8 protein-coding genes are annotated in these 8,498 nt (G+C 42.8%); 2 read left to right on the top strand and 6 right to left on the bottom strand.

Annotation, left to right across the window (positions count from 1 at the left end):
- Nucleotides 1-229 precede the first annotated feature (229 nt).
- Nucleotides 230-1,084 (bottom strand): CDP-diacylglycerol--serine O-phosphatidyltransferase, encoded by an 855-nt coding sequence (pssA, locus tag ACYQ28_RS11085; RefSeq protein WP_460049900.1) that lies wholly within the window; start codon nt 1,082-1,084, stop codon nt 230-232.
- A 145-nt stretch (nt 1,085-1,229) separates the two neighbouring features.
- The gene (ilvC, locus tag ACYQ28_RS11080) at nt 1,230-2,246 is read right to left on the bottom strand and encodes a ketol-acid reductoisomerase (protein WP_460049902.1); all 1,017 of its coding nucleotides are present in this window, start codon (nt 2,244-2,246) and stop codon (nt 1,230-1,232) included.
- Between the two features lie 183 nt (nt 2,247-2,429).
- Between ilvC and ilvY the strand changes: the two genes are divergently transcribed.
- Nucleotides 2,430-3,305, top strand: a complete 876-nt coding sequence (gene ilvY / locus ACYQ28_RS11075) for an HTH-type transcriptional activator IlvY (RefSeq protein WP_460049904.1) — start codon at nt 2,430-2,432, stop codon at nt 3,303-3,305.
- A gap of 11 nt (nt 3,306-3,316) precedes the next feature.
- On the opposite strand, the gene ACYQ28_RS11070 is transcribed toward ilvY, so the two are convergent.
- Nucleotides 3,317-4,057 (bottom strand): outer membrane beta-barrel protein, encoded by a 741-nt coding sequence (locus tag ACYQ28_RS11070; protein ID WP_460049906.1) that lies wholly within the window; start codon nt 4,055-4,057, stop codon nt 3,317-3,319.
- Between the two features lie 695 nt (nt 4,058-4,752).
- On the opposite strand from ACYQ28_RS11070, the gene ACYQ28_RS11065 reads away from it, so the two are divergent.
- The gene (locus ACYQ28_RS11065) at nt 4,753-5,067 is read left to right on the top strand and encodes a hypothetical protein (protein WP_460049908.1); all 315 of its coding nucleotides are present in this window, start codon (nt 4,753-4,755) and stop codon (nt 5,065-5,067) included.
- Between the two features lie 128 nt (nt 5,068-5,195).
- On the opposite strand, the gene ACYQ28_RS11060 is transcribed toward ACYQ28_RS11065, so the two are convergent.
- The 3 genes from ACYQ28_RS11060 to ACYQ28_RS11050 form a co-directional block, all read right to left on the bottom strand.
- Nucleotides 5,196-5,975: a putative metalloprotease CJM1_0395 family protein gene (locus ACYQ28_RS11060; RefSeq protein ID WP_460049910.1), complete on the bottom strand. Its 780-nt coding sequence runs from the start codon at nt 5,973-5,975 to the stop codon at nt 5,196-5,198.
- Nucleotides 5,976-6,064: 89 nt separating this feature from the next.
- Entirely contained in the window at nt 6,065-6,409 is a 345-nt protein-coding gene (locus ACYQ28_RS11055) for a hypothetical protein (protein WP_460049912.1), read from the bottom strand.
- A 355-nt stretch (nt 6,410-6,764) separates the two neighbouring features.
- The gene (locus ACYQ28_RS11050; protein ID WP_460049914.1) at nt 6,765-8,435 is read right to left on the bottom strand and encodes a metallophosphoesterase family protein; all 1,671 of its coding nucleotides are present in this window, start codon (nt 8,433-8,435) and stop codon (nt 6,765-6,767) included.
- Nucleotides 8,436-8,498 lie beyond the last annotated feature (63 nt).

The raw sequence follows: 8,498 nt of genomic DNA, 5'->3' as shown, positions 1-8,498 counted from the left end.
TTCTTGGCAAGCACTTTTTCAAGTTTTTTTCGTCGCTCTTTTTATCTTAAAAATCACTTCGAAATTTGCCAGAACCTCAACACCAAACGTTTAAGTCTTTCAAATGAAATTCAAACGTTTTTGATATTCAAAAAGTCTTTTTTAGATCAACTTTCTGCACATCCTCGGTGACGAGGGCGCGAACTATACGTAATGGCTCTAGGTCTGGCAAGACATAAAAACGCTTTTTTTACTTTTTTTTCCGAATCCCTAGAAAGTTGATCAAACGACCACCAGGACCGGACAAAGCATAAGCACCACAGATCAAAAAAAGTACTTTTGAGGGCGCAATTGCTATTACCGCAAACACCAAAACTAACCCAAGAACCACGACAAAAGGAACACGCCCTTTGAGATCGATGGTTTTGAAACTTTGGTAACGAATATTGGAAACCATCAATAGCGCAGAAAACAAAACAACAACGGCAGAGATGATGGCAACAGAAGTTGTCATCTCTATATCGTGAGCCAACCAGACCATAGACGCCACAAGTGCAGCAGCGGTGGGACTCGCCAAACCAATGAATACACCTTTATCGACAACGGCAACTTGGGTGTTGAATCGCGCCAACCTTAACGCTGCACAAGCGACATAGGCAAAAGCAACCGCCCAACCGAACTTATCGAGCTCAACCAGCGACCAGTTAAAGGCGATCATCGCCGGTGCAACACCAAAGGAGACGAGATCCGACATAGAGTCGTACTGCACACCAAAATCACTGGTCGTGTTGGTAAGCCTAGCAATACGTCCATCTAAGCCATCGAGCAACATTGCCACAAATATAGCAATGGCAGAAGCTTCAAATTGTTGCTGGGTGGCTGCAATTATTGCGTAAAAACCACTAAACAACGCACCAGTGGTAAATAAATTAGGCAGCAGGTATACGCCTCGGTGACGAACTTTTACACCGTCAACCTGAACTTCTTCGATATGCTCATCAACTGGAATTCGCGATTCCAAATCAACTGATTGAGTTGATTGCTCCGAACCTTTTTCTTGAGCATTGGATATTGGGCTGTCTTGAGGGGTTTGTTCTTGCGTCACCAAAATTGTCCATAGAGAAAATTGAGGCGAAGATGATAGCGTTTTCATTAGGGACATAAAATAAAAAGCGCGACCAAGGCCGCGCTTTTTTTATTCATTTTTACAACAAAAACCAATCTGTTTTTGAGTAGTAAAGACAAATAACTTAGTTTTTGCTCTTATCGATGATCTTCTTAGAAGTGATCCAAGGCATCATGGAGCGCAATTTTTCACCAACGACTTCGATACCGTGAGCCGCATTATTACGACGGCGAGCAGTCATAGACGGGTAGTTGGCAGCACCTTCTGCAATGAACATTTTTGCATATTCACCACTTTGGATACGTTTTAGAGCTTTGCGCATAGCCGCACGAGATTGATCATTGATCACTTCTTCGCCAGTTACATATTCGCCGTACTCTGCGTTATTTGAAATTGAGTAGTTCATGTCGGCGATACCGCCTTCGTACATCAAATCAACAATCAATTTCAATTCGTGTAAACACTCGAAGTATGCCATTTCTGGAGCGTAACCCGCTTCAACTAATGTCTCGAAGCCTGCCTTAACCAACTCGACACAACCACCGCAAAGAACCGCTTGCTCACCAAACAAATCGGTTTCGGTTTCGTCTTTGAAGGTAGTTTCGATGATACCAGTACGACCACCGCCAATAGCAGAGGCGTAAGAAAGCGCCAATTCACGTGCACGACCAGAAGCGTCTTGGAATACGGCGATAAGATCTGGAATACCACCGCCATTTGCGTATTCATTGCGAACCGTGTGACCCGGCGCTTTTGGCGCAATCATAATGACGTCAAGATCAGCACGAGGAACTACTTGGTTGTAGTGAATCGCGAAGCCATGAGCAAATGCCATGGTAGCGCCCTGTTTGATATTTGGCTCGATCACGTCTTTGTACAAAGCGCCTTGGAACTCATCAGGGGTTAGAATCATAACCAGATCAGCACCAGCTACTGCGGTTTCTACTTCCGCTACTTTTAAACCATGAGCTTTTGCTTTAGCAACGGAAGAAGAGTTAGAACGAAGACCTACTGTTACATCAACGCCTGAATCCTTTAGGTTGCAAGCATGAGCATGGCCTTGTGAGCCGTAACCAATGATGGCTACTTTTTTACCTTGGATAATGGAAAGGTCACAATCTTTGTCGTAATAAATTTGCATGGTAAAAATCCGAAATAATAAGACTGAGTTGTTGCCTCAACGCAACAACCGATAAAACTGTAAATAACCCGCACAGTGTAGCCTCTAGAATCTGTTGCAGGAAATGAATTATTATCAGTTCAATATTGCGTTTTCTGCACTACAAGAATTTATTCAGATCTCCCGCACACAAGACGTTCATTTATGGATACCAGAACACTGAGTCATTTTTTAACGCTAAGTGAATGCTTACACTTTGCGCGAGCCTCCGAAATTTGCCATTTAAGTCCTTCAGCATTAAGTAGAAGCATCAAAGCACTGGAAGATTCTCTCGGCGTACAATTATTTTTACGAGATAAACGCAGTGTCTCACTCACACCGGAAGGTCAACTTTTTCAGAAATACGCCCGCACGGCTTTAAATGATTGGCATACCATCAAAGAAAACTTACTCGATCAGCAGTCAAAGTTGGTGGGTGAGCTCAAGGTTTTTTGTTCGGTAACGGCAAGTTATAGTTTTTTGTACGAAATTTTGCAGGGGTTTCGCCAGGAGCATCAAGGGGTCGAAATCAAGCTCAATACCGGTGATCCCGCTCAAGGAATTGCCAGAATCAGGTCTGAACAAGAAGATATCGCTATTGCCGCGTGCCCCAAAAATCTACCAACGGGAATACAGTTTAAAAAAATTCAAACCACCCCACTGGTGGCCATTTCCCGCAATGATGATGGTCGTGAGAGAGGCATTGACGGCGATTTTAATTGGCAAAAAACTCCTATGATCTTGTCGATGGAAGGGCTCGCCCGTGAAACCAGCGACGCATGGTTTAGGGAAATGCAAATCAAGCCCAAAATCTATGCGCAGGTAGCTGGAAATGAAGCAATAGTGAGTATGGTTGCATTGGGATTTGGGACAGGTATTGTCCCTGAGATTGTTTTAGAGAACAGCCCCCTGCGAGAACAAGTTAAGAAAATTCCGACGCCATCACCCATCGGGCAATTTGATGTCGGAGTCTTCGCGTTAAACAAACGCTTAACACATCCTATTTTGGCTGCGTTCTGGAAAACCTTTGTTAATCAGTAACGGCACAAAAGCTAGTAATGATACAAAAGCTTAATACCCACCAAATCTAGGTCGGTATCTTCAGAAACGAAATCCGCTTCAACATCTAAGTTACGTTCAAAAAAGGCTGTAACACTCCAATCTTTATTCCTGCGATATTCAGCCTCTATACCTAAGTTCAGAGCTACTTGAGAATCATCCGGCTCTTCTCTGCCAACAATTACGGTCGCAGGGAAATCAACACCACCCAAGGTGAATGCTGGCACGTTAAAAGTTGTCGAAACATCAACATCGGAGGAAATAAAACTCACTCCTAATTTACCTTTTAAGGAAAAATTCTGGGAAATCGGCCAAATTCCCAAAGCAGCGGCCGCAAAACCCCGGTGCTTAATGGATGCCTGCACCGTTCCAGTCCCGTCAACGGTTGTGGTGTTGCCTAGAAAATCCACCACCACAACGTCAGAGAATACCGTACTGCCCTCGCGATCGTATTCACCATAATCAAAGAGAGAACCTTCAAACGCTAAGTATCGACTGAATTGATACCCATAAACTATCTGAAAAGCCGTATCGTCTTGGTCTTCACCAACAAACTGAAAAGTCTCTTCACCGCCCGAAAAACCTCTTGAAAAATCGCTCGCATCAAGATCATAAGAGGTCTTTGCAACCGACGCTCCAAAATACCAATGCGTTATCGCCTGCGCATTCACAAGCTCAGAGCACATTGATAACACCAATGCAGGTAGCACAAAACGACTAATCGAAAACCTCATAACGCCCCCAAAGAAAATACGCAGTATCAAAACTTTAAATCGAAGAATACCGAATCAACCATCAAATAAACATTTGCCACTCGGCACATGTTATAGAAATGTGCTTTCCTTAAGCCTGAAATAGCAACGGATTTCTATGAAATATCAACATATTCGCTTGACAATAATTCTCGAAAGATTAATCAACACTTTATTCACAGCCTGATTTGAAAGACTTGTCGTACAAATCTTCTAAACTGTGGAAAACCTCGGCATAAAACTGTTACATGAGCTTAAAAATCAAACTTGTCGTGTTGATCAAGTTATTACAATATGCTTAAAAATAAAAACATATTCTTTAAAAACAATACGTTAAATATGTAGCTTTTTTGACAGTCAATTTCGTAGACCACCTACAAAAGTTTGTCAAAGATCGCGAAAATGAAAAATTTGCAGAAAGTTTTCAACCAAATTTGTGAGTAACGCTGAGTGTAATTTGTGGATAAATTGCCTAATGAGCTTTTACAGCAGTCTTTAAACTCGCTGATCAAAAAAGAAACTGACAAAAATATGGCACTTGATACTAGTAGATTTTTCAGCTAAGGAGATACACTTAAGCACCAAGCAACACTATGCTGAACCAATCAGCTCCAGCTAATCTTAAGTTACAACAATCACCCTTAACCGCCCCAAAGCTTGTGCATTGAACTGAGCCTATGAAGGAAAAACCAAAAACCAAATCTGAAATAAGAGCTGAAATAGAACAGCAAATCAGCCAATACATCAGTGCTGGTGGAGAAGTTAAAGAACATGCGCAAGGAGAGTCTGGCCAGTTTTTTGGGGTAAATCCCTTCAAATCTATGTCCAGTTCAAAACCACCAGAAGCACGAACCATGGTCAACGACGAAATTGCCGCCATTGAAAGTCGTAAAAAACCGATCAAGCCGCCCACTAAGAAAATACGTCGTGCCAAAAAGATTTTAATCAAAGACGATTTTGGACAACCATTGAGATGGGTGTGGGAAGAGTAACCAAGAAAAATCTTGACCTTTATACCAAGAAAACACGTTTTTTACAGTGGATCGCAAGCCGGTATAAAGAAATATGCTTTTCTTGTGTACGATTCAGAGGTGCAATATCTGCTGGTAATCAGAGATCACTAGGCTACTGCTGAGATGATTTCACCGATTGCGATCTCATCAAAACCTGAGTTTTCAACAAATCGCTCGATCGCGCGCTCGCTCTGCGAACTGGATGATTGGGCAGTCGAATCATTGCCCTGCTGTTGCTGCTGCTCTTCTTGCAGTCGCTGAGTAGCTTCGACTTTAGCTTGCGTAGCTTGAGCCGCGACCTGTCGATCTTGCGCAGAAGGCTCCGCAGGCGCTAAAGCCGCTCGAATGACCTGGTCAGCTTGACGAATGACCTCTTGAGCGCTGGCAGACTGATTCGGCAATTGAATAGTTACCTCTCCAGAAACTGCATAATTGGTCCCGTCCGGGCCGCGTTCGTACTCGTAAGTTGGAGCGCTGGCGTATCTGCCACCAACGGCTTGATGGGCCTGCTCATGAGTTCTTACTTCTAAATCTCGGGCCTTAAGTTTTCTGAGTGTGGCCAACTCTTGTTCGGTAAATCGAACACTGCTGAACTCACCACTTTCGTCACTGGTCTCGGTTTCAAGTTCATCACCGGAAGCTTCAGACGTCGATAATTCAGACGGACTCGTTGAACCCGTATCGCTTCTCTCTGAAATTCTGCCACGAACATTGGCATTACTACGATCCGGTTGCAGGGAGTTTCTGTTAGTCAGTGCAGGCTGCTGGATAGGAGCAAGAGTGGTACTGTCAGTTGCCACTTCTGGAACTTGAGATAAGGGCTGGATCGAGGAGTTCTGTAGATTTGATGATCCAAAAATAACGGGATTGGCAGGCTGAATATTCATAACAACCACCTACAACAAACGATGCTCAAATAATTGGAGATCCCCTTTTTTATTAAAACAAACCGAATCTGAACCCGAAAGTGCTCTCACTAGGCAACAATATCGATAAATCGGCCCGTATTTTCATTAGCGACAGAAATCACCTCCGCAGAAGCATTGAACACTTGCTGATTTTGCCGCTGCTCAATTAGAGCTTGGTTGATATCCGTTTCGGTAACAGGACGATCTTGTCGAGCGAAATCGAGCTCGGAAGTGGGCGGAACCACAGAAAACGTTGTATTAGCACGAGCGATGGTTTGAGCATTGGCTTGCAGGTCTTCGGAGGATGAACGAAGGCCTCTCGTTGCAGCCGAAATTGCGTCACCGCTGACTCGCTGCGGGTTTACTTCACGCAATGTGCTTATGGGACGAGAAAGATTACCGGGTTCAAACATAGCGTAACCAATATTAATCCTAAGATTTATTAATCACTTTGCGAGTGTTCATCAACGACACAAAGCAGCACGTAGTTTTTTATAGGAAACGCTGATTAACCTAGAGTTTCCAGCAACACAAGCAAGTGTCGCCAATTTCAAAAACGGCAAGTCATTGAAATTGTGAAGAAATTGGAAGTCGCACTGTCAATTTCTGTCCTCTGATCAAATCATGGATGGGTTAATCGGAGGTTTCTGTAGGTTAATTTTAGATCAAGCGGCAATAGGCGGCAAAATGTTTCCGCCTCATAAAAACACAACTTTAAGACTTTTTTTAACTTAGTCTTACGGTTTCAAAAATTAATACTAATAACGTTTATTTACCTTGCATCAGCCGCTCATAAAGAGCCGAGGGGAAATTCAGTCTACGCATATCTGAAACCGTGCGTTCAATATCGTAATCGGTGGAGCAGAATTCAATGATTTTATGTTGCTGATCATAGATGGCATATTCCGCTCTAACATCACCACCCCGAGGTTGACCAACAGATCCCGGACACAACAACGCTTGTTGAAAATCCTGCAAACGCTGCTCTCTACCTGCGACCTTGCCAAGTCCAGATTGATTAGAATCAGCGAAATTAGCTTGAATATGACTGTGACCGTGAAAGGCGAAATCCAAATTGCGTTCTTTTAGCCAATCTAAGTTGGCTTGATACGTCATTTGATAAACATACGCATAAAAAAAGTATTTATCGATTGGAGCACCATGAACCGCCATCCAAGAATCTTGATAAAAAACCGGTTCTAAAAGATTCAACCACTGGCGACGTGTTGCATCTATAGCTTCATGGGTCCATTTGATCGACCACAGCGCTAAATTAGAAAAGCCGCGAGAAAAATCCCCTGTGGCAGCACCATAGTCATGATTACCTTTGATTGACACACAATCTAGTTGCGAGAGGATATCTAGGCATTCATTTGGGTGTGGCCCGTAACCAACCAAATCCCCCAAAATTAAAATCTGATTAATATTTTTCGCTTTTAGCTCAGCTAAGACTTTTTCAAGAGCCGAGGCATTAGCATGGATATCGGCCAGAATGGCAAATTTAGGTGCATCTAAAACAGCCAAACGGGATAACGGCGAAGTTTGGCCGTCATAGTGTTTTGCAACCTGCACGTTAGTAATCGGTACAGCTTCTGATGTTTCCGATACCGATTCTTTCTGAGAATTGGTTGATAGGGTTGTATCATTAGACGGAACAGAAGCGACATTCGGGGTAATTCGATGAATCGATGCTTTTACACCGGCACTGAGATGATTTAACGTAGTTTCTAAACAAAGTTTTTCTAATTCATTAATTGCCGTCAAACTTCTAAACTGAGAATAAACAACCTGCACCATATGGGCTGAGTTATAAACTGTCATCAACGACGAGACCAGATGATCGGTAACTTCACCCCAAAACTCAGGATTAGGAAAATTTAACTGCCGAATCCAAACCACATAAAGATTAATAAAACTTGTAAACTGATCCCACTTATAAACGTCATCATCAACATAAAATAAGCGATTATTTTCATCTAAGCCAAAATTAGAAAGCCCTTCGTCCAAGCGGCTATCAAAATCGCGAGCCGTAGAAAAATACAGCAAAAAAAATGCTTTAAAAATTGCACTAACGGCTCGCCAATCTTTAGGCAGCAACGCTGGAATCAGTGTGTGCAGGGGTTTTAATTGCTGGGTAATACTCCCAACCACCAATTCATCATTAAGGGTCGTATAAAACCAAGTTTTGCTGGGATGATGTACCGATAATTTCAGCTCATGATCTTTGGCCGATTGCGCCTTACGTAACACATCCACATCGCGAAATACAAAATCTGTTCGCAATTTCACAATACAGCCATCGCCAACAAATAGATGCGTAGCTGGACGCCCAGTAAATTCGGCATTACTTTTTAAGATGACTGGGTTTTTAAACGCACTGAAAATATCTGCTTCAGAAAAAAATCGCTCGCCAGACAATGATTCCAGAAGAACAGTCATAAATATTTCCCTAAATACACGAGTCGTAGAGTTATAAATTATTATTAGTGGACTACTGAATAT

It is taken from the genome of Sessilibacter sp. MAH1 (genome assembly GCF_054658315.1).
The sequence above is the reverse complement of the archived record's forward strand: the minus strand, read 5'-3'. Positions and strand labels throughout refer to the sequence as shown.